Origin of the sequence: Siphonobacter curvatus (genome assembly GCF_002943425.1) — a bacterium.
GTDB lineage: Bacteria > Bacteroidota > Bacteroidia > Cytophagales > Spirosomataceae > Siphonobacter > Siphonobacter curvatus.
On the sequence record NZ_PTRA01000001.1, the window covers coordinates 2,759,760 to 2,785,619 of the forward strand.

22 protein-coding genes are annotated in these 25,860 nt (G+C 47.9%); 14 read left to right on the forward strand and 8 right to left on the reverse strand.

Annotation, left to right across the window (positions count from 1 at the left end; genetic code table 11):
* Nucleotides 1-797 precede the first annotated feature (797 nt).
* On the reverse strand, nt 798-1,880 hold the full coding sequence (locus tag C5O19_RS11560) for a Gfo/Idh/MocA family protein (RefSeq protein ID WP_104712262.1): 1,083 nt from the start codon (nt 1,878-1,880) through the stop codon (nt 798-800).
* A gap of 263 nt (nt 1,881-2,143) precedes the next feature.
* Here C5O19_RS11560 and C5O19_RS11565 point away from each other — a divergent pair, with 263 nt between their 5' ends.
* The 3 genes from C5O19_RS11565 (at nt 2,144) to C5O19_RS11575 (ending at nt 4,911) form a co-directional block, all read left to right on the forward strand.
* Nucleotides 2,144-3,394: a pyridoxal phosphate-dependent aminotransferase gene (locus tag C5O19_RS11565; RefSeq protein WP_104712264.1), complete on the forward strand. Its 1,251-nt coding sequence runs from the start codon at nt 2,144-2,146 to the stop codon at nt 3,392-3,394.
* Between the two features lie 104 nt (nt 3,395-3,498).
* A complete protein-coding gene (locus C5O19_RS11570; protein WP_104712266.1) occupies nt 3,499-4,290 on the forward strand; it encodes a queuosine precursor transporter in 792 nt (263 codons plus the stop codon).
* 12 nt (nt 4,291-4,302) lie between these two features.
* Nucleotides 4,303-4,911 (forward strand): hypothetical protein, encoded by a 609-nt coding sequence (locus C5O19_RS11575; protein ID WP_104712268.1) that lies wholly within the window; start codon nt 4,303-4,305, stop codon nt 4,909-4,911.
* 92 nt (nt 4,912-5,003) lie between these two features.
* On the opposite strand, the gene C5O19_RS11580 is transcribed toward C5O19_RS11575, so the two are convergent.
* Together C5O19_RS11580 and C5O19_RS11585 are read right to left on the reverse strand one after the other, a co-directional pair.
* Nucleotides 5,004-5,213: a PhnA domain-containing protein gene (locus C5O19_RS11580; protein ID WP_104712270.1), complete on the reverse strand. Its 210-nt coding sequence runs from the start codon at nt 5,211-5,213 to the stop codon at nt 5,004-5,006.
* Between the two features lie 592 nt (nt 5,214-5,805).
* Nucleotides 5,806-6,546 (reverse strand): TrmH family RNA methyltransferase, encoded by a 741-nt coding sequence (locus C5O19_RS11585; RefSeq protein WP_104712272.1) that lies wholly within the window; start codon nt 6,544-6,546, stop codon nt 5,806-5,808.
* Nucleotides 6,547-6,608: 62 nt separating this feature from the next.
* Between C5O19_RS11585 and tamL the strand changes: the two genes are divergently transcribed.
* The gene (gene tamL / locus C5O19_RS11590) at nt 6,609-9,077 is read left to right on the forward strand and encodes a translocation and assembly module lipoprotein TamL (protein ID WP_165796006.1); all 2,469 of its coding nucleotides are present in this window, start codon (nt 6,609-6,611) and stop codon (nt 9,075-9,077) included.
* Here the strand turns inward: tamL and C5O19_RS25855 are convergent.
* Both C5O19_RS25855 and C5O19_RS11595 read right to left on the reverse strand, forming a co-directional pair.
* Nucleotides 9,013-9,588 carry a hypothetical protein gene (locus tag C5O19_RS25855; RefSeq protein ID WP_133163352.1) on the reverse strand — a complete coding sequence of 192 codons (576 nt, stop codon included), beginning with the start codon at nt 9,586-9,588 and terminating at the stop codon, nt 9,013-9,015. The two genes, tamL and C5O19_RS25855, sit on opposite strands and share 65 nt — an antisense overlap.
* 99 nt (nt 9,589-9,687) lie before the next feature.
* Complete coding sequence (locus C5O19_RS11595; RefSeq protein ID WP_104712277.1) at nt 9,688-10,434, reverse strand: hypothetical protein; 747 nt, start codon at nt 10,432-10,434, stop codon at nt 9,688-9,690.
* 288 nt (nt 10,435-10,722) lie between these two features.
* Between C5O19_RS11595 and miaB the strand changes: the two genes are divergently transcribed.
* The 5 genes from miaB (at nt 10,723) to secG (ending at nt 15,419) form a co-directional block, all read left to right on the forward strand.
* A complete protein-coding gene (miaB, locus tag C5O19_RS11600; protein WP_104712279.1) occupies nt 10,723-12,141 on the forward strand; it encodes a tRNA (N6-isopentenyl adenosine(37)-C2)-methylthiotransferase MiaB in 1,419 nt (472 codons plus the stop codon).
* A gap of 95 nt (nt 12,142-12,236) precedes the next feature.
* The gene (locus C5O19_RS11605) at nt 12,237-13,526 is read left to right on the forward strand and encodes a sigma-54 interaction domain-containing protein (protein ID WP_104712289.1); all 1,290 of its coding nucleotides are present in this window, start codon (nt 12,237-12,239) and stop codon (nt 13,524-13,526) included.
* A complete protein-coding gene (gene lptE / locus C5O19_RS11610) occupies nt 13,516-14,061 on the forward strand; it encodes an LptE family protein (RefSeq protein ID WP_243406371.1) in 546 nt (181 codons plus the stop codon). The genes C5O19_RS11605 and lptE overlap by 11 nt, the downstream gene beginning before the upstream one ends.
* Before the next feature lie 226 nt (nt 14,062-14,287).
* Complete coding sequence (locus C5O19_RS11615) at nt 14,288-15,016, forward strand: hypothetical protein (RefSeq protein WP_104712294.1); 729 nt, start codon at nt 14,288-14,290, stop codon at nt 15,014-15,016.
* Between the two features lie 37 nt (nt 15,017-15,053).
* On the forward strand, nt 15,054-15,419 hold the full coding sequence (gene secG, locus C5O19_RS11620; RefSeq protein WP_094813460.1) for a preprotein translocase subunit SecG: 366 nt from the start codon (nt 15,054-15,056) through the stop codon (nt 15,417-15,419).
* A 93-nt stretch (nt 15,420-15,512) separates the two neighbouring features.
* On the opposite strand, the gene C5O19_RS11625 is transcribed toward secG, so the two are convergent.
* On the reverse strand, nt 15,513-16,223 hold the full coding sequence (locus C5O19_RS11625) for a hypothetical protein (RefSeq protein WP_104712297.1): 711 nt from the start codon (nt 16,221-16,223) through the stop codon (nt 15,513-15,515).
* Nucleotides 16,224-16,458: 235 nt separating this feature from the next.
* On the opposite strand from C5O19_RS11625, the gene C5O19_RS11630 reads away from it, so the two are divergent.
* Nucleotides 16,459-16,755 (forward strand): co-chaperone GroES, encoded by a 297-nt coding sequence (locus C5O19_RS11630; RefSeq protein WP_094813464.1) that lies wholly within the window; start codon nt 16,459-16,461, stop codon nt 16,753-16,755.
* A gap of 64 nt (nt 16,756-16,819) precedes the next feature.
* On the forward strand, nt 16,820-18,445 hold the full coding sequence (gene groL / locus C5O19_RS11635) for a chaperonin GroEL (protein ID WP_104712299.1): 1,626 nt from the start codon (nt 16,820-16,822) through the stop codon (nt 18,443-18,445).
* Between the two features lie 311 nt (nt 18,446-18,756).
* Here the strand turns inward: groL and C5O19_RS11640 are convergent, their stop codons facing one another.
* Nucleotides 18,757-20,478: an alpha-amylase family protein gene (locus tag C5O19_RS11640; RefSeq protein WP_104712301.1), complete on the reverse strand. Its 1,722-nt coding sequence runs from the start codon at nt 20,476-20,478 to the stop codon at nt 18,757-18,759.
* Nucleotides 20,479-20,645: 167 nt separating this feature from the next.
* Here C5O19_RS11640 and C5O19_RS11645 point away from each other — a divergent pair, with 167 nt between their 5' ends.
* Both C5O19_RS11645 and C5O19_RS11650 read left to right on the forward strand, forming a co-directional pair.
* Nucleotides 20,646-22,382, forward strand: a complete 1,737-nt coding sequence (locus tag C5O19_RS11645) for a M14 family zinc carboxypeptidase (protein ID WP_104714064.1) — start codon at nt 20,646-20,648, stop codon at nt 22,380-22,382.
* A gap of 131 nt (nt 22,383-22,513) precedes the next feature.
* The gene (locus C5O19_RS11650; protein WP_104712303.1) at nt 22,514-23,371 is read left to right on the forward strand and encodes a DUF481 domain-containing protein; all 858 of its coding nucleotides are present in this window, start codon (nt 22,514-22,516) and stop codon (nt 23,369-23,371) included.
* Nucleotides 23,372-23,577: 206 nt separating this feature from the next.
* On the opposite strand, the gene C5O19_RS11655 is transcribed toward C5O19_RS11650, so the two are convergent.
* The gene (locus tag C5O19_RS11655) at nt 23,578-24,231 is read right to left on the reverse strand and encodes an ABC transporter ATP-binding protein (protein ID WP_094813472.1); all 654 of its coding nucleotides are present in this window, start codon (nt 24,229-24,231) and stop codon (nt 23,578-23,580) included.
* 292 nt (nt 24,232-24,523) lie between these two features.
* On the opposite strand from C5O19_RS11655, the gene sucC reads away from it, so the two are divergent.
* Nucleotides 24,524-25,723, forward strand: a complete 1,200-nt coding sequence (gene sucC, locus C5O19_RS11660) for an ADP-forming succinate--CoA ligase subunit beta (RefSeq protein ID WP_094813474.1) — start codon at nt 24,524-24,526, stop codon at nt 25,721-25,723.
* Nucleotides 25,724-25,860: the final 137 nt, after the last annotated feature.

Consider the following 25,860-nt stretch of genomic DNA (forward strand, 5'->3'; position numbering starts at 1 on the left):
AATCAAGTGGCAGGGAATAAACAACGTAAGCTGGAATAGCCCAAGCTGGTCGATAAGTGCTGAAATGTGTTCATACATACTGTATGCGAGTGTTACCCTATTGCTCGTACGAAATAGAAAAAACACTCTTCAAACGATCATTTACGCCATTATTCTGCTTTCATCCCTACTTGTCTTACTCGTTGTTACGCAAACGGCCTCGATCGTTTATACGTACAATTACGGCTTTTTACGCGGATTTATTGGTTTTTTCACTGGCGTGCTCTGTTGTAAAACTTATGTTTATACATATTCATTCATCAGTAGTCGAAGCAATATTTTCTTTTCCTGGGCTGAAACTTTGGTAGTCTTACTTGTAATGATTAGCATTTATTTTCAGAAGCAATGGCTACAATTAAGTATCATTTATGAGTTAATTTTCTTTTTAACTATTCTTATTTTTTCTCATGAGCGTGGCTTTATTTCACATTATCTGGTCCAGCAGCCTGTACTTAGAAAAATAGCCTTATACAGTTATTCTATTTACTTAACTCATGGATTAATCAACACGCTATTTAATATTTTATTCGTTCGCATTTTAAAGTTCGATTCATCCGATTATTCCTATCTCTTCATTGCCAATTATATCCTGGTTTTCTTCGTATCCAGCTGGAGTTATCATACTATTGAAAAACGTTTTTATAAGCGAACGTCGGCTATTACATAAATTACCTTACCCGACTAACAAAAACTGCCAGCTCTCGAGCTGGCAGTCCAAATCTTTATCATTTGTACTCTGTACATTCTCATCTATAAACCTACAGCATTACCGGCTGTCCCGTCCGTACGGACTCATCACAGGCGAAGGCAATTTGCAGACTGTTGACGGCATCCTGTAAGTGATCCGTCAGGTCCGTATTTTCCTGAATGGCTTTTAGGAAGAACTGCTGTTCCCGCTGACACAGCTCATTGTGGTCGGGTTCGTCGGTCAGGTTAATCCATTCATCGGCCTGTACAAACTGGTCGTCCTGATTGAGTTTAGCCCGGTGTACCCGTAAAGATTCTGTCTTCGTATGCGAATCAACATTATCGGATTTACCCGCCGCTCCGGCGTCTTTAGCTACGATGGATACGCAGCCTTTGGGTCCGATCACATCTTTCACAAAGAAGGCCGTTTCGCTCATCATCGGTCCCCAGCCTGCTTCGTACCAACCTACTGAACCGTCCTCAAAACGGATCTGCAGTTGACCGTAATTATAATTTGAATCCGGGATTTCGTCGGTAAGTCTAGCCCCGATGGCGTTTACCTGAACGGGCTTCGACCGCGTCATCTGACACATGACGTCGATATAGTGTACGCCGCAATCCACAATCGGACTCAGGCTCTTCATCAGATTCCGGTGTACCGTCCACATGTTACCATGGCTCTGCTGGTTAAGGTTCATCCGCATTACCAACGGCTTACCCATGTCCTGGGCGATTTCCACGAATTTCTCCCAGCTCGGATGGTGCCGCAGGATATACCCTACCACTACTTTCTTACCGGCTTTTTCAGCTGCCGCTACGACGCGTTTGGCCCCTTCAACGGTATCCGCCAGGGGTTTCTCGATAAACACGTGAGCTCCTTGTTCCAGAGCCATAATCGCGTACGGCTCGTGCGTATCGGGGTACGTAGAAATACAAACGGCGTCGGGCTGGGTTTCGGTCAAAGCCGTTTCGTAATCATTAAACAGCGTATAACCGCCGCCTAATTTCTCGTTAAGCACTTCCTTGCTTTTTCCCGGTGAAACAATCCCGCAGATTTCGAATCCGTCCAGATTTTGGTAAGCCAGGGCATGGGAGGCTCCCATGTTGCCACAGCCTACGACCAGCACGCGTACCTTGTTGGATGTAAGTGTCATGAAAATGGTAGAGGTAATCCGTTGAAAACTAAGTTCTCCGGTTTGATAAATAATTGAATCGGGTGAAAGAAGGGGCTATTCCCCCGCGAAAAGAATCTGATTTTTGTTCGAAAACAGAATAATCTGCTGAAATCACTCCATCTTTTCCCAAATAACGCGAAATTGCAAACCCCAACCGAAGATACCATGACATATTTTAAAATTTTTTAGTTTCTCGAAGGGATAGTTTTTTGCTTAGAAAAAATTAGGGGTGACCGACGCCTATGGCCTTTTACAAATCGACGCGACTGGACAGTTTACGGTACGAAATTCGTGGACCCGTTTACGAAAAAGCTCTGGAACTTGAAGCTCAGGGCTATAAAATCATCAAGTTAAATATTGGCAATCCGGCTCCGTTTGGCTTCGATGCTCCCGACGAAATCATCCACGACATGATCGTGAATATTCGGGATGCACAGGGCTATTCCGATTCGCGGGGTTTGTTCGCGGCCCGAAAGGCGGTCATGCACTACACACAGAGTATTGGTATCCCTGGGGTTACCATCGACGACGTGTACATTGGCAACGGGGTCAGCGAGCTGATTCTGCTAACCATGCAGGCCCTGCTCGACGATGAGGATGAAGTACTGATTCCCTCACCCGATTACCCACTCTGGACGACCTCGGTAGCTTTAGCGGGTGGCAAGCCCGTCCACTACATCTGCGACGAAGCTTCGGACTGGAATCCGGATATTCAGGATATTGAACGCAAAATCACGCGTCGTACCAAGGCCATTGTCCTGATCAATCCCAATAACCCGACGGGAGCGGTATATTCCAAAGATGTACTGGCTCGCATTGCCCGGATTGCCGAAGAGCACCAATTGATGCTGTTTTCGGATGAGATTTACGATAAGATTCTGTACGACGGAGCGATTCACTACCCCATGGGTACCCTGGCCACGGATACGCTTTGTTTGACGTTCGGCGGGCTTTCCAAAAACTACCGAGCAGCCGGATTTCGCGGCGGCTGGCTGATTCTGAGTGGAGCCAAACACCGGGCCAAATCATACATTGAAGGATTGAATCTCCTGGCCAGTCTGCGGCTGTGCGGCAACGTTCCGGCTCAATTTGCTATTCAAACGGCTTTGGGCGGTTATCAGAGTATTAACGACCTGGTAATTCCAACAGGACGGCTGTACAAACAAATGCAACTTACCTATGACCGGATTACGGCCATTCCGGGTATTACCTGCGTGAAGCCCAAAGGAGCGTTGTATCTGTTTCCAAAACTGGATCTGAAGAAATTCCGCTTTGCCAACGATGAACAGTTCGTGTACGAACTGCTGGTGGAGCAGCGGGTACTCCTCGTTCCCGGTACGGGCTTCAACTACGCCAAAGACGACCACTTCCGCATCGTAACCCTCCCGCCCGTCGAGCAGCTCAACGTGGCGATTGACCGGATTGAAACATTCCTGGAGCAGGGTGCTGAAAAGAAAACCGTTGAAGAACCCCTCGTGGTTCTACCGCAATAAAACCGAAAGTCAGATGTTTCGCAAAGCATCTGACTTTTTCGTCTATTCCCCTTTGAATACTATGTTTGGGTGCCGCTCCCTCACTCAAAACCGTACCTTTCCGTATGAATGATCAACCTCTATTTGCCTCCAAACGGCAGATTTTGTTTTTTGTATTGTCTGGCTTTTTTATTGCGAATGCCCTGGTAGCCGAAATCATTGGCGGTAAAATTTTTTCCGTGGAAGGCGTACTGGGCTTACCCTCCGCTAACATCCCAACACCCTGGGGCGACAAGTGGTCATTTAACCAGGCAGCGGGGGCTCTTAACTGGCCGCTGGTGTTCATCATTGGCGATATGATCAATGAGTATTTCGGCCGGAAAGGCGTTCGCTGGTTGTCATTTCTCACGGCGGGACTCATTGTCTATTCCTTCTTCATTATCTACGCGGCTACAACCTTGCCCCCGGCTCAGTTCTGGCTTGACGTTAACAAGGGTACCACCAATTTCAACATTGACTACGCCTACAAAGTCATTTTCCGTCAGGGTTTAGGCATCATCATTGGCTCGATTACGGCCTTTTTGCTGGCTCAGTTTCTCGACGTTACCGTTTTTCAGTACCTGCGTAAGCATACGGGCCACAAGTACATCTGGATACGGGCGACGGGTTCCACGGTAGTATCGCAACTCATCGACAGCTTTGTGGTGGTGTTTGTTGCCTTTTACCTATTTGGTAACTGGTCAGCGGGACAGGCTCTTTCGGTAGCCCTGAATAATTACTTATACAAATTCATTATCTCCCTGCTGACTATCCCCATTTTGTACCTCGTCCATTACCTGATTGATCGCTGGCTGGGTACGGAAAATGCCCGCCACATAGCCGATGATGCAGCGACGGAATTGCCCGTATCTTTGTAAAAGAATCCGCCTATGACTATCGATTCATTCAGTTTAACCCTTACCGAACGCGTAGCAGCCACGCCTAAAGAGATTCTATTCTCTACCGCACTTGACTTTAAAAGCCTGCCGGAAGCCCAGCAAAACATCGCATCCGCTCACGAACAATGGACGGCTTTTCTGTCGGATTCTCAGATCGCTTACGAAGATTTGGGTATTGTCGAATTTCATAATAATGAGATTGACTATGAAACTCCATTCTGCCAAATACGGCTAACCCCTGAGACTTATGCCCTGGTAGAAACATATCGGACGTCGCATCCGGAGCTGGCTTTAGCTCAAATTTCCTCTACGTTCGAAGAGCAGGATAAACTGGAGGTGAAAAATCGCATTCTAGCAAAAGCTCAGGAACAAGCTACGTCCTGGGCGAAGCAGGCGAATCTCCAATTAAAGCCTGGTTTTCAAATACAACTTGTCGAACCAGAACCTATTGCTGGCGACTGGATTATTGGTCCGCCCTTATCGGCCAAGGTTAATCACTTCAATAGTTGGATCAAATTGACGTATCAGGTGACCTTTCATGTTGAGCCTAGGTTTTTTGCTCCGGAGGACATGACTGTTGACTACATCTCGCTTGATTAGTCGTCTTTGGTCTAAATTACCACTTACCCCTAGCGGGGTATAGTTACAAAAAAAGCCCGGTTCAAAGACCGGGCTTTTTTTGTAACTATATCTTAAGACTTCTTCAAAAAACAGGTTTTCAGTACAAGTTTCGTCTTTTCTACTTTACACTCTACCTCTTCCTCATCATCGGTCAAGCGAATATTTTTGATGGCGGTCCCCTGTTTCAGCGTCATGGAAGTCCCCTTTACTTTCAAACTCTTAATCACGACTACTGAATCGCCATCTTTTAATTCATTGCCATTACTGTCAACTACACTCATAGGATTTGTTATTTAAGTTAGGTGAAATTTGAACTAGTAGTGCTCAGGACAAGGATATAAATGGTGGTTTATTGATGTCGCCCTGAACAGACCGGATTTGGTTCCACAGGTACGGTTGGCCAGTAGCTTATTCTCTTTCCGTAGTGAAGAAAGTTTGTTCTTCATGTACTTCATTATCCACCTAAACCGAGCTCGGTCCTTATGGCTGACAAGTATACCATGAGCCTTCCAGGCTGGACCTTTCCTTAACTGCCTAGCTTAGCTTCAGGCCACCGCATTGTTCCCACCATGGGATGCCCCCATAGAATGGCTCATGGGTGGGAGGAGCTTTCTTCTCTTAGCGATAGTGGTTAGTACTCGTTAATGGTTGTTAGAATCAATCGAATCTCTTCAAGGACGGCATAAAACCGGACCCCGTCCTATCGCATGCCATACGGACTAAATGAACAGCCGCCTTACTGGGGTGAAACAGTCATTCTTTAACGCGTATTAAGTTTTCATTCATTTCTATACGGAAAGAACTGATAGGCTAAAAGACCAGCCATCTTAGCGGGACGAAAAACGTACTTATTCCTGTATAAAATAAACAACCTCAACGTCGCAAATTATCCAGCACAATCGCCGTAGCAATGCCTGCATTCAGTGATTCGGCTTCGCCAAACCGGGGTATGGTGATGCGTTTCTGGATAAAGTCTTCGTTTTCCGGACGGATGCCGTTGGCTTCATTGCCAATCACAATGTAGCCCGATTCACGAAAGTTTAAGCCATGAATGGATTCCCCGTCGAGGAAGGTACCGTAAACCGTCTGTGCTTTTTCCTGCTCGAAAAATTCCTGCAGTGGGACGTAATACGTTTGTACCCGCGTAAATGACCCCATACTGGCTGCAATCACCTTCGGATTGTACGCATCTACGCAGGAAGTCGAGCAGATAATCTTTTTTATTCCGTACCAATCGGCAATCCGAATGATGGTTCCGAGGTTACCCGGATCTCGTATATCATCGAGTACCAGAGCAAATTCCTGGCTCTCTACCCGCAGCGGAAGGTTTTCTTTGGTTTCTGCAATGGCTAGGGCGGCATTGTTGGATTGCAGGGTTCCAACCTTTTCGAGTTCATCTTCCGTCACCAATTCAGCCCGGAAGGGTTGCTCGTCGAGTAGCTTTTGGTTTTCTTTGTAAAATGTATCCGTTACAAACAGAGCCTGAAGTCTAAAATCAGCGGTCAGTAACTCGCGGACACTCTTGCCGCCTTCTACCAGAAACGCTCCCGATTCCTGCCGGTGCTTTTTCTGCTGAAGCAGGCGTATTTGTTTTTGCCACTTTTGTGAGATCATTGTCCCGTATACTTATGCCATTCCCAAAGAGGAAGAAATACAGTCATCTGCTGGTGATAGGAATGGCTTTTCTTGGTTTTTTAGCTGCCTGCACCCGTGGTACCGAACTACGGCGAGGCGAGTATCTTTTAGCCAAACAGACCATCAAAGGTAACAAGGAAATTCCGAACGAAGAGCTCGAGGCCCTTTTACCCCAGGAATCAAACCGGGTTCTGATTACGCAGCCCATTACGCCTTTTCTGTGGGTGTATCAGATTGCCCGCCCCGATTTTCTAAAGTATAAAAAGCCCCGCTTTGAACGGGAAATTCGTGAATATCAGGCCCGTATCGAACAGATTCGGAATGCTCCGGATTCGACGCAGTCCCGCAAGAATCTGCGTCGGATTGAGCGGCTTGACCACAAGATTGACCATAACCGTATGGCGATCGAACAGGGCCACTGGTGGATGCGGGTTGTGGGCGAACCACCCGCCATCATCACCGAAGAAGACGCTCGTCAGAACGCTCAGAACCTCCAGGCCTTTCTGCGTACTAACCGGGGAATGTTTGATGATTCCGTGCGGTACAAGCTTGATACGGTCAAATTCCGCAGGGTAAAAGTGCTTTACGAAGTGCAACAGGGAAAACCTTACGTACTGGATTCCATCCGGCTGGTTACGGTTGATCCCCGCATTGACAGTATTATTCAAAATACCCGGGGCATTCGCTTTCTGCGAAAAGGAAACCGGGTCGATGAGCGTAATTTCAGTGCCGAACGTGAACGGGTGGAAGCCTTGCTGCGAGATCGGGGGTACTATGGCTTCTCTAAGGAAAATATTTCATTTACCGGTACCTACGACACTTCACTGGCCGAGCCCCTAAAGCACCACATGAATGTCACGATGGTGATCGATTCCGTACCGTTTCTCTACCCCTACTACCAGATCAATTCGGTCACGTTTGTGGTGGATGGTCGCGACCCTTCCGAACCTTCTTCGCACCTAGACTCAACCGTTTACAATGGCATTCGGTACATTTTCGTGGGTAAAAAATATTCGACCCGACTGCTCGATGCCAAGCTGAAGGTACGCCCCGGAGCTACCTATAACCAGACCTTTCACAACGAGACGCTACGGATGCTGGGGACGCTTGATCAATTCAAATTCCCGAACATTACCTACGATACGGCCAGTAATCACCGGTTGAACGCACTGGTATACGCCCAACCTCTGCAACGCTATGAGCTTACGTCGGAGGTGGGCATGAACGTGTACCAGGGTTTGCCCGGTCCTTTTTTGAATGGAGCCTTACGCATCCGGAATTTCTTCCAGGGACTGGAAACACTGGAAATCGCCGGGAAGGCTGGGTATGATGGTCAGCCGGGTTTTACCCAAAGCTCTCAGAATCTGGCCTTCAAGGATCAAAACTTTGAAGCAGGTCTGAATACCTCCCTTATTTTTCCGCAATTACTGATTCCGGCGGCGATGAAAGTTCGCTACAGCAACAGTGCACCACGGACCCAGGTCGGGATCGGTTATTCGTTCAGCGACCGGAAAGATTTTCGGCGTACGGGCTTTAAACTGGCGATGAATTACTCCTGGCAAATTTCGTCCAAGGAAACTTTTTACTTCAGTCCGCTGGATATTAACCTGATCAATACCAGTCGTCAATCAGAAGCTTTCCAACAGTTTTTGCGGGAACAGCAACTCGCCGGTAATAACCTGATCTTCACTTTCAATCGGTCGTTTGTTTCCAGCATCAGCGGCTCATACGTGTATAACGATAACAACCTGAATTTAAACACCTTCCGTCGAACGAAGTACTTACGCGTTTTCGCTGAATCGGGCGGTACAACCCTAAACTTGCTCTCGCGTAGCAGGCAGGATCAGCTAACCGACAACGAGGATCTCCGCTATTATAAATTCTTGAAAACCAGCGTTGATTACCGGGTTTATGTCCCCTTACGCCGCCGGGGGCGGTCCATGCTCGTCTTCCGGGCGTTTGGAGGCATTGGCTGGGAGTACTCCAAGAATGGGGGAATTCTCCCCTACGAAAAGGCCTTTTTTGCCGGGGGAGCTAACTCCATGCGGGGTTGGAACCCGCGTAAGTTAGGGTTGGGAGCCCAGGCGGCCAGTTTTGATACACTCAAGTCAGGAGTGGTCGTTCCGAGTTATAAATTCGAACGCCCCGGCGATGTTCAACTCGAACTCAATGCCGAATGGCGGTTCCCCCTGTTTAAGCTTTTTGGCGATTTCAATGGAGCCTTATTCGTGGATGCCGGAAACGTATGGTTACTGCGAACCAACCAGACCGAATCACAATTTAAACCGGGTAGCTTTCTCAGTCAGACGGCTCTCAATGCGGGTTTTGGCTTGCGTTTCGATAAGTCGTTCTTCATCTTACGGGCTGACTGGGGTATCAAGCTTTATGAACCCGCCCGCCCGCGTGCCGATGGTGGTTTGGGTCAATGGGTACTGGGTGATATGTTCAATCCAACGCTGGACAACCGGTATCGTCCGGAACTACGGTTTGGGATTGGCTATCCTTTCTAAGGCTTTCATTTAGCGGAGCGTTTCCCTGATAGTGTTTAAACTCGCTGTACAGCGTCATTCCTAACAGCCGCCATTCCAGTATTCCCGTCACATTATATTTTAATGTGTTTCCAGCGGTATTCACGGTTATAAACTTTGGTTTCCAGACCACACCACCCGTAAGGCCATTCATGGTTGAATAAGCATCTATGACGACAATACTGCTGGAATCTTTAGCCGGTCCGTACAGTAGATACAGATTGTAGCTGGACAGTAGTTCTTTTTGCAACTTGACCTGAATTCGACTTATAGCCTGCTCTACTACCCTATTTCGGGATACTAGCCCCTGTTTCTGAACTTCATCCGCTTGGTTGGTACCAGACTTTCCAGCGGACGAAAAGACGCCAACGACAAAAATAGCCGCCGCCCACCAGCCCAGCTTTTGCCGGAGTAACTGCGTAGCTTTCAAACACAAATAGAGAAAGTAAAGCAGTATAGCCAGGTTGAGAAGATTCCAGAACAGGTGAAGCATGGATAGCGTATACGATGATGAGGTGGATACAGAGTGCAGTAAAAGTATTCAAAATTTGTGTGTATGGGCAAGAGAGCAGCGTACAAAAGCTCTCTCGGACTATACCTCTAATCTCATTCTGACACCAGAGGCCTTTTTGGGTAGTTTACGCTGGTAGTTCCAGATTAAATTGTCCAGTAATCTGGGATTCATTTCGTATCCTTTCAAAACGAGTTGGCTCGATACCTCTTCCAAAATCAATTGTGCTTCTTGTAGAATTACCGTCTTTGCCGTAATGGCTTCCAGGAACGCCAGTACCATCCGATCAGGCTTGATAAGCTGGTCGTTTCCTGCCAGCATGAAGAAGTAGCTTAGACAAATACCACTGGCCTGTCCAGGAATACGTTTGATTTGTTGTTCGAAATCTGCATTCGTGATGAGGCGAGGAACATCCTGAAAGTACTGCACATCAAAATCATTTAGCACTCGTAAAAATCGGCTGACGGCTTCCGCTTTCAGAATTCCGTTTTGTGTAGAGGTTCGCTGTTTATTCTGGTAGATTTCCAATGCCAGTTTTTCGGGCGATTCATGCTCAATTTTTTCCAGAAAAACCGCTACTGAAATCTGTTGTGCCGGATCGGTAGGTAAAGAACCGTAGTCCCGAAAAAGGGTATGACCGACCAACGGCTCCATTCGCCGGACGACATTGCGAACGGATTCGTACTTCACGCCCATGGAAAAGACACTGTCTACCACACAAAGCGGAAGGTGAGCGTAGTAGTATTCAGGGTCGAGTTTCGGATTCGAGAAATCGAGTTTTTGCAAACAAAAATCAGTAATCGAGTCGATGGTTAATTGGGCAGGCATAGGGAATGGCTAATAAATGAAGGTTATGTATAGATATCAGCTGAACAAATGAAAGGTTATCGAAATTGGGAAACCTTTCCTCATACGCTTGATTTATAAACCAAGTCGAAAAGTTTAGAACGATCGTACCTCCCAACTTCTATCACTCCCCTTTATCACAAAATCCAGCCTTTCAACGTTAATTCTTTACTGCCAATCTGTCAGCTTTTTTATACCTTTGTACTTCTGAATTCAACGAACATTTAGATATTTAAGCGGAAAGCCTGAGGCTCAACGCTCCGAGCACCCATGAAGACCTTAGAAATCCTGACTCCTGAAGATAAGCAAGGCATTGACCTTCCCCGTTTACTCGAGGATGAGCAAAATGCCCTTGGTAAAAAGAAATTATATATTGAAAGCTACGGCTGTCAGATGAACTTCTCCGACAGCGAAATCGTGGCTTCCATCATGCGGGAAAAAGGCTTTGCGACGACTTCCAGCATTGACGAGGCCGATCTGGTTCTACTTAACACCTGTGCTATTCGCGACAACGCCGAACAGAAAGTAAGGAACCGTTTAAGCACTTTTACCAGCCTGAAACGCCGCAAACCCGACACTATGATTGGTGTACTGGGCTGCATGGCCGAACGTCTCAAAGCGAAGTTACTGGAAGAAGAAAAAGTGGTTGACATGGTCGTGGGTCCCGATGCGTACCGTGACCTGCCCCGCTTGCTCGACGAAGTAGAAACGGGCCAGAAAGCCGTAAACGTTTTTCTTTCCAAGGAAGAAACCTACGCCGACATTGCTCCCGTACGCTTGAATTCCAACGGCGTAACGGCCTTTATCAGCATCATGCGGGGTTGCGACAACATGTGTAGCTTCTGCGTAGTACCCTTCACGCGGGGCCGCGAACGTTCGCGGGATGCGTATTCCGTCGTACAGGAAGCCCGGGATTTGTTTGCACAGGGTTACCGGGAAGTCACGCTGCTGGGCCAGAACGTAGATAGCTACAAATGGGCTTCGGAAGACGGTACCGAGCAGGTAAACTTTGCCGGATTGCTGGAAAAAGTAGCCCTGGTGAGCCCGGAGTTGCGGGTACGCTTCAGCACCTCCCACCCCAAGGATATTACGGACGAAGTACTCTACACCATGAAGAAGTACGACAACGTCTGCAACTACATTCACCTGCCGGCACAAAGCGGCAATTCCCGGGTTCTAAAACTCATGAACCGGACCTACGACCGGGAGTGGTACATGAACCGGGTAGACGCCATTCGTCGGATTCTGGGCAATGACTGCGGCATCTCGCAGGATATGATCGCTGGGTTCTGTACGGAAACGGAGGAAGAACACCGCGATACGCTTACGCTCATGGACTACGTCAAATACGACTACGGCTACATGTTTGCCTACTCCGAGCGTCCGGGTACGCCAGCGGCCAAAAAGCTCGTCGATGACATTCCAGAAGACGTGAAAAAACGTCGCCTTAACGAAATCATTGCCTTGCAGCAACAGCATAGCCTCGAACGCAATCAGCAGGCCATTGGTAAAGTACACAAGGTACTCGTGGAAGGAACGTCCAAACGTTCTGCCGAGCACCTGCAGGGCCGTAACGACCAGAATAAGGTCGTTGTGTTCCCCAAACATAACTTTACCAAAGGTCAATACGTGAATGTATTGGTTACGGATTGTACGGCGGCAACGTTGCTGGGCGAACCCGTTCTTTAGAGCATAGATCCCCGAAAAAGAGTATGGCCTGGCATTCGTTAGGCAATACTCTTTTTTCCCATTTGTCCATTCTCTAAGCTCTATCCATTACACACATGTCACCTCAGGAAATACAATCCATAAAATCGCGGTTTGGCATCATTGGTAATTCATCAGCACTGAATTACGCCATCCAGATCGCAGCCCAGGTCGCTCCTACCGATCTAACGGTACTCATTACCGGAGAAAGCGGAAGCGGGAAAGAGTCGTTTTCCAAGATTATCCATCAACTATCGACCCGTAAGCACGGCCAGTTCATTGCCATTAACTGCGGAGCCATTCCAGAGGGAACCATTGATTCCGAGTTATTTGGACACGAAAAAGGAGCCTTTACCGGAGCCGTCGATGCTCGAAAGGGATATTTTGAAGTAACGGACGGCGGTACCATTTTTCTCGATGAAATCGCTGAAATGCCGTTGGGTACGCAGGCCCGGCTCTTACGAGTACTCGAAAACAAGGAGTTTATCCGCGTCGGTTCTTCCAAAATCATGAAGACCGACGTTCGGGTCGTAGCGGCTACTAACGTTAATCTAATGCAGGCGGTAGAGAAAGGCCGCTTCCGGGAAGATTTGTACTATCGTCTGAATACGGTACCCATTTTCGTGCCACCCCTGCGGGACCGGGGCGATGACGTACTGATGCTTTTCCGGAAATTTACGGCGGACTTCAGCGAACGTCAACGCATCCGCCCCGTACAGCTCACCGAAGATGCCCGGGAAGTACTGCTGAGTTACCGTTTTCCGGGAAATATTCGCCAATTAAAAAATTTGGCGGAACAGGTTTCCATCCTCGAAGAAGAACGCACCATCAATGGCCGTTCGTTGCTCAAATACATTCCGGATGCCCAGCGTTCGTCCCTACCGGACGTATTCCGGGACGGCCAAAGCCAGGATTTCAACGAACGGGAGTTACTCTACAAAGTGCTCTTCGACCTCAAACGTGACGTAACAGAACTGAAAAAGCTATTCGTGGAAATGGCTCAGAATGGTGCAGGCGACGGTGAAATTCTTCGGCAACACGCCAATTTGTTTCAGGGCGTGGCTGACGAACCCGTTAATTTTAGTGAAAATCATACGCCGACCCGGTACCTGCCCGTTTCGAGTACGGCTACGCCGCCCACATCACCCAATGTCTTTTCGCTGGATCAGTCCAACGATTCCAGCTTTGTGGATGTAACGGACGAGTCAGAAGATGAATCGCTTTCGCTGGAAAAGAAAGAGAAAGAGATGATTATCAAAGCTCTGCGTAAGAACGGCAATAAACGTAAAAATGCGGCTCAGGCCCTCGGCATTTCCGAACGGACGCTGTACCGGAAAATTAAACAGTATGAGATTGATGAAGAGTAGTCCTTTCCGCGGCAACAAAGCCCTTAGCCGTACCTTGTTACTGCTCCTGATTCTGCTACCGGGCGTCCTATTGAACGGTTGCGGTCCGTATTCCTTTTCGCCGGGCGGGAAATTGTCAGCGGATCTAAAGACCATTACGATTAACAACTTCGTCATGAATGCGGCAGGTGGACCGGCTACCCTGCCCAACACCTTTACCGAACAGCTAAAAGAATATTTCCAGCGAAATACCCGGCTACAACTCAAACCCGGTGGCGATGGTGACTTATTAATCGAAGGAGCGATTACGGGTTACGACGTGACACCGCAGGCTCCTACGGCCCAGGATAAGGCGGGTTTGAACCGACTAACCGTCACCGTTACGGTTCGGTTTGTGAATACCAAAGATGAATCGGCGAGTTTCGAACAACCCTTTTCGTTTTTCCGGGATTTCCCGCAAAACCAAACCCTAAATCAGGTCGAAGGACAACTGATTCCGCCTATTCTGGAGCAGATCATTCTGGACATTTTTAACAAAACAGCGGGCGACTGGTAATATTTTTCAGAAAAACCTAAGAAAATTTCTACCAACCCCTTCCTACTCAATAAATTCATTTGTAAGAATCTGTTACGGTTTTATTCAACGATTACTTTAGACATTTCTTACGAATGAAAAGTAGGCACTATTGATTCCGGAGCCGGAAATTCTGTATCTTAGAATCTATATTTTAAAGTTTCCCCTGGCCATTTTGGCTAGACGGACCTCCTCCACTGGGCACCTTATGCAACGCGATATTTTTTCTTATCTTGTTACCAATCCAACCGATCTTTCATCGGATGATGTGGCTTATCTCAAAGAATTGGTAGAACATTATCCTTTCTGTCAAACCGGGCACGTACTGCTGGCGAAAGGTTATACCGATCAGGCCGATCATACGGATGCCCCAGCGGCTTTACGCAAAGCAGCTGCCTATTCGCTGAGCCGCAACGCCCTGCGTAAATTCATTGGAGGAGAATTTCCGGTAGCGACCACTCCTGCCGAAGAACAACGCTTACCGTTTACGCGTCGTCATCCCCGGGAAGTAGAGGAAATCGCAACGCAACACGTTCCAGTATTCGAAACCATCAATCCGGTACAAGCACTCCGAGGCCTGGATTATTCGGAAGTACTCCTTAAAAAATCGGAAGAAAAAGCCGAAAAAGAGAAGTTTGAAACACCCGCGTATGATCAGTTGGCCATCATTGACCGCTTCATTCAAGCCGAACCCCGGATCGGTCCCTTCCGGGCTAAACCCGGTCCAAGCGACGAAGAACCCGTGGATCTGGCTCATAAACAACAAGTCTCTACTAGTACACCCTTAACGGAAGCGTATGCCAAAGTACTGGCCCGGCAGGGAAAAACGGAGAAGGCCATCGAAATCTACGAAAAACTACAGTTGAAGTTTCCAGAAAAAAAGGCGTACTTTGCAGGTAAAATCGAGGAGCTGAGAAGTCGACTTTCCTTGTTTTAAATCTGAACACCATTTTCCCTTTCTATAAAAGAACCCAATGTTTACTACGTTAATTATCCTCTCCATCATTGTGGCTGCCTTATTAGTCCTGGTGGTATTGATTCAAAACCCTAAAGGCGGTGGACTTTCACAGTTTACCGGAGCCGGTTCCCAACAACTCTTTGGCGTGAAAAAAACGGGTGATCTACTCGAACAACTCACCTGGGGGTTTGGTGGAGCCATTGCCGTATTTGCTCTGGTTTCTGTATTCTTCCTAACGGGTCAGACTGCCGGTGATGGAATGGATGATGGCTTAGGTTCGGCAGCTCCGGCGGTAACGGCTCCCGCTCCCCGTCCGGCGACGCCCGCTCCAACAACTCCTGCACAACCAGCTCCGGCTCAACCAGCACAGCCTCAGAAATAAGAAATTCAAGTATGAAAAACCCTCCGAACTTTCGCTCGGAGGGTTTTTCGTTTTTACAGCGTATGCCTTAAGCCGGAGCTTAGGTGGAGCGAATTAATCTTCTACGGCCTGAGCTACTTTTTGCCGGGCTATGGGAAGCAACGTTTCATCCATGGGATAGCCCAAGGTACTTTCTACTAAATACGAGGCCGGATTGGGCAGATCCTTATTCTTTCGAACCAGTTCCATCTTGATACTTTCGAACGTCGTGGTGTAACTTTTGTTACGCGAATCGATCAGGTGAGTTTCGACCCTTCGGCTCGGTGGTGCTGTACTTTCGAACAACTGCACCTTGTACTGATAAATCCGTAGCTCGCGGTTGATGTTCTCGTACACAAACAGATAACCCTCTTTCCGGAAAAGTGGCATAATGCCAATCGGAGCGATAGACAGGGCCTGGGTAACGTGTTGAAACAGCGTTTTACCCGTACTGAGCGTATGCTCGAGCCGAGGTATGGCGTAGCTCAGAATTTCATCTACTTCCTCCAGCGGCTGCAAGGCTTCGAATTCACTGGTGTACTTGAGTTGCCATTTTTCGCGGTCGATACCCACCAGTTTGCGGCGAATGCGGTCCGACCACTGGCTTTGCTGTTGCTGTAACGCCAGACTTTCCTGATAGTGAAGCTGTAAATCTGACAGTTCAGGGAAGAGTTTTTTTTCCTGAAAATGTTCATTGACATGTTTCAAGTAGGCCAATAACTGGTATTTTTTGTACTCAAAATCCAGTAATCCGTCAGTAATCCAGGTTTTTTGTAACTTTTTCATACCCTCCTGGTTTATATTTCAATCCCCGAATCTATTCTTTTACAAGAAATTGCCAAATATTTTAACAGTAATTTCCTAAAGTCAGAGTCATTCGTTTGGTTTGCTAGGCTTTTTACAGCAATTGTCAGCAAGTCCGGTAAAATTGACAGACGATTCAGGCTGGCACAGGAATCGTAGTCAGGCTACCTAACCAGATGGTTAATCGAAAAGTTAACAAATCTATCTCATCACTAACATGTCAGTAAACGTCAAACCTTTGGCAGACCGCGTTCTGGTAGAACCGGCTCCCGCAGAAGAAAAGACTGCGTTCGGAATTATCATTCCCGATACCGCCAAAGAAAAACCTCAACGCGGAGTAGTAGTGGCTGTTGGCCCAGGCAAAAAAGATGAACCCCTGACGGTTAAAGAAGGCGATACCGTGCTGTACGGTAAATACTCAGGTACGGAAATCTCTTCCGACGGAAAAGATTACCTCATCATGCGGGAATCAGACATCCTGGCGGTACTTACTGAAGCAGCGGTTGTTGCTTAATTTCCTTTTACATTCCAACGTGAACCTTGATTCACACTACAACACATTATAAAGTCATTTAGCTATGGCAAAAGAACTCTTTTTTGACACCGAAGCTCGTGATCGCCTGAAGCGTGGCGTTGACGCTTTGGCAGACGCGGTTAAAGTAACCCTCGGCCCTAAAGGTCGTAACGTAATCATCGATAAGAAATTTGGCTCTCCGGCCATCACCAAAGATGGTGTAACGGTAGCTAAAGAAATCGAGTTGAAAGATGCTCTGGAAAACATGGGAGCTCAACTCGTGAAAGAAGTAGCTTCTAAAACGGCTGATCAAGCAGGTGATGGTACTACGACGGCTACGGTTCTGACGCAGGCGATCTACTCGATCGGTGTGAAAAACGTAGCAGCGGGTGCCAACCCAATGGATCTGAAACGCGGTATCGATAAAGCCGTAGGTAAGATCGTTGAAAACCTGAAGTCACAATCACGTGCCATCAGCACTTCCAAAGAAATCGCTCAGGTTGCTACGATCTCTGCTAACAACGACCACGAAATCGGTACGATGATCGCCGACGCCATGGACAAAGTGGGCAAAGAAGGTGTAATCACGGTTGAAGAAGCTCGCGGTACTGAAACCGAAGTAAAAACGGTAGAAGGTATGCAGTTTGACCGCGGTTACCTGTCTCCTTACTTCGTGACGAACCCGGACAAAATGGAAGCCGATCTGGATCGTCCCTTCCTGCTGATTTCTGAGAAGAAAGTTTCTTCGATGAAAGAACTGTTGCCCGTACTGGAGCAAGTAGCTCAAACCGGTCGTCCGCTGGTAATCATTGCCGAAGACGTAGACGGTGAAGCTCTGGCTACACTGGTGGTTAACAAAATCCGTGGTGCCTTGAAAGTGGCTGCCGTAAAAGCTCCTGGTTTCGGTGATCGTCGGAAAGCTATGCTGGAAGACATCGCGATCCTGACGGGTGGTACGGTGATCAGCGAAGAGCGTGGTTTCAAACTCGAAAATGCTTCGATTGAATACCTGGGTCAAGCTGAAAAAGTCCTGATCGACAAAGACAATACGACGATTGTAAACGGCGTAGGTGCGAAAGAGGACATTACAGGCCGCGTAAACCAAATCAAAACGCAGATCGAAAATACGACTTCGGATTACGACCGTGAGAAGCTGCAGGAACGTCTGGCGAAACTGTCAGGTGGTGTAGCGATTCTTTACATCGGTGCGGCTACCGAAGTTGAAATGAAAGAGAAAAAAGACCGCGTTGACGATGCTCTGCACGCAACTCGTGCGGCCGTTGAAGAAGGTATCGTAGCCGGTGGTGGCGTAGCCCTGATCCGTGCCGTTGCCGCTCTCGAAGGCTTCAAAGGTGACAACGACGACCAAACGACGGGTGTGAATATCATTCGTCAGGCCATCGAAGCTCCCCTGCGTACGATCGTAGCTAACGCTGGTGGCGAAGCTTCTGTAGTAATCAATGCCGTGAAACAAGGTACGGGTGACTATGGATACAACGCTCGCGAAGACCGTTACGAAAACATGATCGCAGCCGGTATCATTGATCCAACGAAAGTAACGCGTCTGGCTCTGGAAAACGCTGCTTCTGTAGCGGGTCTATTGCTGACTACTGAATGCGTAGTAGCTGACAAGCCTGAAGATAATCCTGCTCCTGCTGCCGGTCCTGGCGGAATGGGTGGCATGATGTAATTCATAGATCATTCTCTAAAAGCCTCTCCGATGAATCGGAGAGGCTTTTTTTATGGCTTTCGGGAACGAACGTTACCCTCTGCTATTACGGGCGATTGGGTCTCCCCGACTGATGCAAGTTTCCAAACTTGTACCTAATAATTAGGCAGATTCTTACCTGCTTTCATCGCTTAAACTAATCACCGAAATTGGAAACTGCCGGATGATGGTTACAGACTTTGTAAACCTGTAGGTTCCTAACTTAAAGGATATAGAAAAGGCTTCTCAAATAGAGAAGCCTTTTCTATATCCTTCCGTTTCTTCCGTTTACCCTAGTTCAATCGGAACCACTGGAAACCGTAGCCTTCCATAGCCAGCGAATACGAACCCTCGGCAACGGGTTTAACCGTTTTTTCATTGAGTAAGTCTTGCAAAGACTTGCCTTTCCATTCAGCCATTCGCAGTTGAATGTTCTGTTTTTCCTTGCTGAAATTGTGGGCGACGACTATTGATTTATCTTTCCATTTGTACTGCATCACCAGTACCGTAGACGTCGTAGCGGGAAGAATGGTCCATTCGCCCCAGCCAATCTCCGGACATTGGCTACGAATTTTGATGAACTTCTTGATGGTATTCAGTAGTGATTTCTGGTCCTTTTCCTGCGTCGCTACGTTCACTTTCTGGTACGCATAATCCCCCTGACTGATGACGGGATGAAAGGTTTTGGCAGCCGTAGAGAAGCCCGCGTTTTTCTGCGTATTCCACTGCATGGGCGTGCGTACCGAGTTACGTTCTTTCAGGCTCAGATCATCGCCCATACCAATCTCTTCCCCATAGCGTAAGCTTGGCGTACCCGGCAAGGCAAATAGTAAACTATAGGCCAGATCAATTTGCTTCCGGTTACCCAACATCGGAGCCAGCCGGCGACGGATACCCCGATCGTACAAACGCATGTTTTCTTTCGGGCCGAATTTGGAATACACTTCTTCCCGGGCTTCGTTGCTCAGTCGGCCCAGGTCAATTTCGTCGTGATTACGCAGGAACCAGGCCCATTGATTGGCGGGTGAATGATCGCGGGTTTCGATCAGGGCTTTCTTGAACGTTTCGATATTTTCGGAAGCCAGAGCCGAGAACAGGTACTGATTTCCGTAGAAGTTGAACATCATCTGGATTCCCTCGCCGTATTTACCCAGAAATTTATCCGTTTCCTTAGGATCAACATTAGCTTCGCCCAATACCGCAGCATCGGCTTTGTGCCATTGGATGAATTGCCGCAGGCCATAGAGCAGATCAAATTGCAACATGGGATTTTTCATGCCGCTCTGAGGGATTTCCATGTAAAAAGGCACCGCATCTAATCGGAATCCGGAAATGCCGAAATCCAGCCAGTACTTGACAATTTTGCGAATCTCTACTTCGACGTCTGGATTCTGGGCGTTCAGATCGGGTTGAAAATCGTAAAAGCGGTGGAAGTAGTACTCCTGAGCCAAGGAATCGTAGGTCCAGGTTTCCTTTTGTACCCCGGGAAAGACCATACCTTCATCAGCATCCTGGGGCCGTTCTTTACTCCAGACATACCAGGAGCGATACGGTGAGTTTTTGTCTTTACGGGCTGCCTGATACCAGGGGTGTTGATTAGACGTATGGTTAATCACCAGGTCAATGATCACCCGCATGTCGCGTTTTTTACATTCCTCGACCAATTGCTTGAAATCGGCTTCGGTTCCGACGCGGGGATCGACCTTGTAGAAATCCGCTATATCATACCCATCGTCTTCCAGGGGAGACGGATGAAAAGGCGATAGCCAGATTACGGTTATGCCGAGGTCTTTCAGGTAATCCAGTTGCTGAATTAATCCTTTGAAATCGCCCATGCCATCCCCGTCGGAATCTTTGAAGACTTTTACGTCGAGGTTATAGATCAGGGCCCGCTTGTACCAGATTTCTTCGACAAAATCCGTCGGAATGGGTGCTGGTGGGGCGGTTGGTGCTTCGGTCTGGGCGAAAGAGAGCTGGGTACTTAGGCAAGCTAGAAAAATAAGCCATTTCTTCATACAGCGATGTAAATAGGGTTGATTATACGTTATGGCTTTCTATTTAAAAAAATGATACGAAGCATTTTTTGCCCGTAAGTCTCCCCAAGTCTTGAAAATGAATGCTTTGGTCGTAATCTGGACGAGGGCATTTGGCAGAACTTTGGGGTTTCCTTTTCTTTGATTACATGAAACGTTTTTTCCTCCTGCTGACCATCGCACTACGTATGCAAGCCGCTTTTGCCCAAGATCTGGAAACGATTTTTGAACGAACCAAAGGAGCCGAAACTCCCACCTATGAGCAGGGAATGGCCTATTTCCGCCAACTGGATCAGCAATTCCCGCAGGTACAGATGCGTACCATGGGGCTGACCGACGCAGGCGAGCCGTTGCATTTATTAGTCATTTCAAAGGATAAAAACTTTGATCTGGTCCAGCAGCGAAAAAAAGGTAAGGCTATCTTTCTCATTGATAACGCCATTCATCCCGGCGAACCCGATGGCGTAGATGCCTGTCAAATGCTTTTGCGAAACCTGCTCACTAGCAAAGACGGCCTCCAATTGCCCGATAACGTCGTACTCTGCGTCATTCCTTTTTATAACATCGACGGAGCACTGAACCGTAATTCGACAAGTCGGGTGAACCAGAATGGCCCAAATTCCTACGGTTTTCGGGCGAATGGACAGAACTACGATCTCAACCGCGATTTCGTGAAAGCCGACAGCCGCAATGCGATGGCCTTTGCTGAACTATTCCATCTGGTTGATCCTGACGTTTTTGTCGATACGCACGTGAGCAACGGAGCCGATTACCAGCACGTAATGACGCTCATCGCTACGCAACACAGCAAACTAGGCGGTGGTCTGGGGCCGTTCTTGCACACGAAAATGGAGCCCTACCTATACGAGCAGATGAAAACCAAAGGTTATCCGATGACCCCCTACGTGACCAACTTTGGACCGAATGTGACGAAGGAAGGATTTAGCGGTTTCATTGACTATCCCCGCTATTCCACAGGTTTTGCGGCGATGTTCCAGACGCTTGGCTTCATGCCTGAAACGCACATGCTGAAGTCGTACGAGCAACGCGTGAAATCGACCTATGCATTACTAAAAATCTATCTGGAATTTACGGTAACGAATGCTCAGGAAATCATGCGTTTACGAAAGGCCGACCGGGAAGCCGTTCGAACGCAGCAGGAGTTTCCACTGGCCTGGAAAAAGGACGAAAGCCGCTCCCGGCCTATTGAATTTCTGGGTTACGAGCACGGGTACAAACCTAGTGACGTATCCGGGCAACCGCGATTGTACTACGACCGCAGCAAGCCGTTTCAGATGAGCGTTCCGTATTATGACTACTTCGTGCCGACGCTGACCGTGAAGAAACCGAAAGCCTACCTCATTCCGCAGGCCTGGTGGCCCGTGATCGAACGGCTGAAAGCGAACCACGTAGTCATGAAACGACTCGACCAGGACACCACGCTGAGCGTAGAAGCGTACCGGATTGAATCGTACCAGACCTCACCCCGCCCCTACGAAGGGCATTACCCCCATTCGGATGTGAAGGTGAGCACGCATACGCAGACGATTCATTTCCGCAAAGGCGATTATTACGTGGAATGCAATCAGGATAAGAACCGCTATCTGGTGGAGACGCTGGAACCAACGAGTCCGGAAGGTTTTTTTGCCTGGAATTTCTTTGATTCCATCTTACAGCAAAAGGAAGGCTTTTCGGATTATGTATTCGAAGATCTAGCGGCTGAATTTCTGAGAAGCCACCCGGAAGCCCGGCAAAAGCTGGAGGAAAAACGGGCTCAGGATCCTGCTTTCGCTAAAAATGGTCGGGCTCAACTGGACTTCGTCCATAAACTTTCGCCGTATTATGAACCCGAACATATGCGATATCCAGTATTTCGGATTTTGTAGAAAAAGGACTTTGTTTACCGCATTTCTAATGCTCATAAAACCGGACTTTCGCGTCCGGTTTTGTTTTTTTCAGGTCGCTTGCATGAAATTTGTGCAGTAATTTTCATCTTTTCACGTATCACTTACCGCCTATGTCTTTCATGTCAGGACTCAAGTACGCCGCCGTTTTTCTGTTGACTTTTGCTGTTGCCCCGCTGGCTCATGCGTTCATGGTTTCTGATTCGTTACGATTACGGGAAGAAGTTCAAACCGATACCCTACCGCCGGGCGTTGAAAATTTTCCGAGCCTAATTCAGGTAACTCGCCCACCCGCCGATACGCTCAAACACTTTACCTACGCTATTACCCTGGGCGGTGATTACCGAAGCGGCAACGTGCAGCGGAGTTTGTATACGCTGGTCACGTCGTTTGATTACTTTAATCCCAAATCTATTCTGGGTTTGTATACGTCCCCCCGGTATACCTATGGTACCATTAACAAGGAATTGCAGGAACGGGAGCTGTTTGTGGATCTAAACGCTACCTTATGGTACAATCAGCACGACGTCTATCTGATGGGCTTTGGGGTACACGAGGAAAGTAACCTTCGACAGATTTCTAATCGCTGGTACGGAGGAGCGGGTTTTGGCTGGCGAATTTTGGGTGGACGTAAGGTGCCCAATACGCTGGTAAAAATCTCCATGACGAATGCGATTATTTTCGAATACACAGACTTTCTAAACGCTGAAGATGTTCGAGTGATTCGTAATTCTACCCGTATTCGGGTTGGTCTTACCAAAGATAAACTCGCCTTCAATAGTACCGTCTTCGTACAGCCCGCTTTGAACATGGCCAACCTCCGCTGGAGTTCGCTGAGTACGCTGGCTTATGCATTAGGCAAACGACTGGCTCTTTCGCTAACTGCAGATCATACTTATGAAAGTGTTGTACTACCGGGCAAGAAACGTACGGATTTTCACTGGGCGATTGGGTTGACGTTTAAGAATTGACGAACTAGTGAAGAGTTATTTATAATTATATCCCCAAGAAAGGCAGGTTTCTTGGGGATACAGGTTTCCCCGCATTGCATACGGGGCTATGCGTATTGAACTCCCTCGGGGTTGGCCACTAGGGAGGCCAGAACTACTGGTGCTCGTTTCTAACCGCTTTGTTTCTACGAACACTCATCAAACCTTTCCTTGAAAACCAGGCTAACTTACTCTGAGACAATCCGACCGTCCAGCATTTCCAGCTTGCGATCAGCCATTTGAGCGAGTTCTTCGTTATGCGTGACCAGTACGAAGGTCTGGTTGAGTTCATCCCGCAACTGAAAAAACAACTCGTGCAGTTCCCGGGCGTTGCGGGAATCCAGATTGCCGGAGGGCTCATCCGCGAAAATTACGGCGGGCGAATTAATCAGGGCTCTAGCCACGGCCACCCGCTGTTGCTCACCCCCGGAAAGCTGACTGGGATAATGTTTTTCCCGATGCGAAAGACCCAGTTTCCCCAGTAGCATCTGGGCTCGCTCTTCCGTTTGCTGCGTTTTACCGCCAATCCAAGCCGGAATGCAAACATTTTCCAAGGCCGTAAATTCGGGTAACAGGTTATGAAACTGGAAGATAAAGCCAATGCGTCGGTTTCGAAACTCGGCCAGGGCTTTGTCTTTCAAACTACTAATCTCCTGTCCATCCAGAAAAATCTGACCGGAGTCGGGTCGGTCAAGCGTTCCCAATAAATGCAACAAGGTACTTTTGCCCGCTCCCGAGGCACCTACAATGGATACGATTTCACCGGGCTGGATTTGTAAGTCGATTCCTTTGAGTACGGGCAGGGCACCGTATGATTTAACGAGTTGACGAGCTTCGAGCATGAATGTTGAATCCTAAACTTTTGTTGAACGGAGGGTCTGTGGCTTTTTGCCGTCCTTCTCTTTCCGCATTGCTATTCCGATGGGCCGAAATTCTTATCCCTTCCCAGAGCGAACAAGACCCTTATTACAATCTGTTTATCAAGGCCTTATCGCTCTTACCCCCTTCTACTCCATCGGTCTTAGCTATATTTTGTTGAGCAAAGTTCCTAAACTTTGTCAAACATAACTCAAAGACTTTATTGATTTCTCCCTAATTTTCGGGCCGTAAAGTGAAACCTCACTCAACTTCCTAATGAACATACACGAATACCAGGCGAAAGAGATCCTCAAACGATACGGAGTCCGTATTCAGGAGGGCATCGTCGCTGACACACCCGACAAAGCGGTAGAAGTAGCCCGCGAACTCAACATCAAAACGGGTACGAAATGGTTTGTGGTGAAGGCTCAGATTCATGCCGGAGGCCGTGGTAAAGGCGGTGGCGTAAAACTGGCTAAAAACTACGAAGAAGTCCGTGAGAAATCAGGACAGATTCTGGGCATGCAATTAGTCACGCACCAAACCGGTCCCGAAGGTAAGAAAGTACATAAGGTTCTGATTTCCGAAGACGTGTACTATCCCGGAGCTACGGAGCCCAAAGAATTCTATCTGGCTATCCTGTTAGATCGTGCCAAAGCTTGTAACGTCATCATGGCGTCTACGGAAGGTGGTATGGACATCGAAGAAGTAGCCGAACATTCACCCGAGAAAATCATCAAGGAATGGATCGATCCTAAAGTGGGTCTTCAGGGCTTCCAGGCTCGGAAAATCGCTTTCGCTTTAGGTCTTGAAGGCGATGCTTTCAAAGAGATGGTGAAATTCATTGGCTCTCTTTATAAAGCATACATCGATACGGATGCTTCTCAATTCGAGATCAACCCCGTATTGAAAACGTCCGATAACAAAATTCTGGCCGTTGATGCGAAAGTAAACCTCGACGACAACGCTCTGTATCGCCATACCGATCTGGCTGAAATGCGGGACGTTCGCGAAGAAGATCCTCTGGAAGTAGAAGCTGGTCATTACAACCTGAACTACGTGAAACTGGACGGCAACATTGGCTGTATGGTGAACGGTGCAGGTCTGGCCATGGCTACGATGGACTTGATCAAACTGTCAGGTGGTGAGCCTGCCAACTTCCTCGACGTAGGGGGTGGAGCTAACGCCCAGACGGTAGAAGCAGGTTTCCGTATCATCCTGAAAGATCCGAACGTAAAAGCGATCCTGATCAACATCTTCGGTGGTATCGTTCGTTGCGACCGCGTAGCTACGGGTATCGTAGAAGCGTACAAAGCCATCGGTAATATCCCCGTACCTATCGTCGTTCGTTTGCAAGGAACGAATGCTGAAGAAGGAGCGAAAATCATCGATGAATCAGGTCTGGAAGTACACTCAGCGGTACAGTTGAAAGACGCGGCTGATCGTCTGAAAGATGTATTAGCCACTGCATTCTAAGAAGTTTTCAGTTTACGATTCTCTGTTTTCAGTGACTGAAAAACGTAGATTGTCCAACACAAAGAAGGCCGCTCGATGGAGCGGCCTTCTTCTTTTTAGTAGTTTTCTGCTTACAATTTTCAGTAGCTTCAAACTAA

Excerpts from the sequence above, each read along its gene's own strand:
- C5O19_RS11560 (WP_104712262.1), bottom strand. The coding sequence starts at position 1,880 with ATGACACTTACATCCAACAAGGTACGCGTGCTGGTCGTAGGCTGTGGC.
- C5O19_RS11565 (WP_104712264.1), top strand. The coding sequence starts at position 2,144 with ATGGCCTTTTACAAATCGACGCGACTGGACAGTTTACGGTACGAAATT.
- C5O19_RS11570 (WP_104712266.1), top strand. The coding sequence starts at position 3,499 with ATGAATGATCAACCTCTATTTGCCTCCAAACGGCAGATTTTGTTTTTT.
- C5O19_RS11575 (WP_104712268.1), top strand. The coding sequence starts at position 4,303 with ATGACTATCGATTCATTCAGTTTAACCCTTACCGAACGCGTAGCAGCC.
- C5O19_RS11580 (WP_104712270.1), bottom strand. The coding sequence starts at position 5,213 with ATGAGTGTAGTTGACAGTAATGGCAATGAATTAAAAGATGGCGATTCA.
- C5O19_RS11585 (WP_104712272.1), bottom strand. The coding sequence starts at position 6,546 with ATGATCTCACAAAAGTGGCAAAAACAAATACGCCTGCTTCAGCAGAAA.
- tamL (WP_165796006.1), top strand. The coding sequence starts at position 6,609 with ATGGCTTTTCTTGGTTTTTTAGCTGCCTGCACCCGTGGTACCGAACTA.
- C5O19_RS25855 (WP_133163352.1), bottom strand. The coding sequence starts at position 9,588 with ATGCTTCACCTGTTCTGGAATCTTCTCAACCTGGCTATACTGCTTTAC.
- C5O19_RS11595 (WP_104712277.1), bottom strand. The coding sequence starts at position 10,434 with ATGCCTGCCCAATTAACCATCGACTCGATTACTGATTTTTGTTTGCAA.
- miaB (WP_104712279.1), top strand. The coding sequence starts at position 10,723 with ATGAAGACCTTAGAAATCCTGACTCCTGAAGATAAGCAAGGCATTGAC.
- C5O19_RS11605 (WP_104712289.1), top strand. The coding sequence starts at position 12,237 with ATGTCACCTCAGGAAATACAATCCATAAAATCGCGGTTTGGCATCATT.
- lptE (WP_243406371.1), top strand. The coding sequence starts at position 13,516 with ATGAAGAGTAGTCCTTTCCGCGGCAACAAAGCCCTTAGCCGTACCTTG.
- C5O19_RS11615 (WP_104712294.1), top strand. The coding sequence starts at position 14,288 with ATGCAACGCGATATTTTTTCTTATCTTGTTACCAATCCAACCGATCTT.
- secG (WP_094813460.1), top strand. The coding sequence starts at position 15,054 with ATGTTTACTACGTTAATTATCCTCTCCATCATTGTGGCTGCCTTATTA.
- C5O19_RS11625 (WP_104712297.1), bottom strand. The coding sequence starts at position 16,223 with ATGAAAAAGTTACAAAAAACCTGGATTACTGACGGATTACTGGATTTT.
- C5O19_RS11630 (WP_094813464.1), top strand. The coding sequence starts at position 16,459 with ATGTCAGTAAACGTCAAACCTTTGGCAGACCGCGTTCTGGTAGAACCG.
- groL (WP_104712299.1), top strand. The coding sequence starts at position 16,820 with ATGGCAAAAGAACTCTTTTTTGACACCGAAGCTCGTGATCGCCTGAAG.
- C5O19_RS11640 (WP_104712301.1), bottom strand. The coding sequence starts at position 20,478 with ATGAAGAAATGGCTTATTTTTCTAGCTTGCCTAAGTACCCAGCTCTCT.
- C5O19_RS11645 (WP_104714064.1), top strand. The coding sequence starts at position 20,646 with ATGAAACGTTTTTTCCTCCTGCTGACCATCGCACTACGTATGCAAGCC.
- C5O19_RS11650 (WP_104712303.1), top strand. The coding sequence starts at position 22,514 with ATGTCTTTCATGTCAGGACTCAAGTACGCCGCCGTTTTTCTGTTGACT.
- C5O19_RS11655 (WP_094813472.1), bottom strand. The coding sequence starts at position 24,231 with ATGCTCGAAGCTCGTCAACTCGTTAAATCATACGGTGCCCTGCCCGTA.
- sucC (WP_094813474.1), top strand. The coding sequence starts at position 24,524 with ATGAACATACACGAATACCAGGCGAAAGAGATCCTCAAACGATACGGA.